This window comes from Candidatus Obscuribacterales bacterium (assembly GCA_036703605.1).
Taxonomy (GTDB): domain Bacteria; phylum Cyanobacteriota; class Cyanobacteriia; order RECH01; family RECH01; genus RECH01.
On sequence record DATNRH010001045.1, the window covers coordinates 1 to 1,096 of the forward strand.

1 protein-coding gene is annotated in these 1,096 nt (G+C 51.7%); it reads right to left on the minus strand.

Going from position 1 to position 1,096, the window contains the following annotated elements; translation table 11 throughout:
* Nucleotides 1-108: 108 nt before the first annotated feature.
* A partial coding sequence (locus V6D20_21315; GenBank protein HEY9818321.1) for an FAD/NAD(P)-binding oxidoreductase occupies nt 109-1,096 on the minus strand: 988 nt, incomplete at its 5' end.

Below are 1,096 nucleotides of genomic sequence, written 5' to 3' on the forward strand. Positions count from 1 at the left end.
CGTTGGCGCTCCGCGATCTGAGTCTGTTCGGTCAAATACGCCACCTGGGTTGTCAGATCATCGATCTTTTGATTCAGCTCTACCATTGATTGATCCATCACTCGCTCCTCAGCCATCCCATTTACCTGCCATCGACATCTTCGCAGGTAGGGGCAGTTCTTCCCCTTTGAGCAAGGTGTTCCAATACAACCAGCGGAACAGCATCTTGCCCCAGTGATTCATCTCTGATTCCTGCAGTAGGGAGAAGGGGCCAATCCCCGGGAGGGGGTACTTGCCTGGAAGCGGTTCGACATCGTAATTGAAATCGATCAGCAGACCCTTGCCAAAACCGGATTCGATGAAGCAGTTCGCATGCCCATCGAATGTAGGCAGCATTTCCAGCCCATCGATATAACGCAGGAAGTTCTCAGAGAAGCAATCCACCGCAAAGTGCGCTACCGAGCCTGCTTTTGAAGTCGGAAGGTTGGCTGCATCACCCAGGACAAATATATTGTCATACTTCGGTGAGAGAAAAGTGTGCTGGTCAACTGGGATGAAATTAAGGTCATCTCCCAGACCGGAACGTTCGATCACATCCGAACCCATGTTGAGCGGCACGGTCACCAATAGATCATATTCCAATTCCTGTTCGTCATAGGATACGATCTTTTTAGCATCTGGATCGACGCGCTCGATATAGAATTCCGGTACGACTTTGACACCTTTTCGTTCCAGGATGTCTCCCAGGTGTTTGGAGGCGATCGGCTTGGTGAAAGCGCCTGGGAGTGGGGTGGCGTATGTGATATCCACGCGATCGCGGATGCCTTGTTCGTGGAAAAACCAGTCGGCAAGCATCAAGAACTCAAGGGGTGCCACTGGGCACTTGATCGGGTTTTCAACCACATTCAATACCATGCGCCCGCCCTGCCAGGTGCGCAAATACTTTGCTAGCGCCATCGCGCCTTCGATGGTGTAGAAATCGAACACATCTTTATGCCAACCATTCTCCATGATTCCGGGCGTCTCTTCAGGGTGAGTCTGGGCACCGGTGGCAACTACCAGGAAGTCATAATTCAGGATGCGTCCATCTTTTACCAGCTTGACCCGGTTGTGTTCC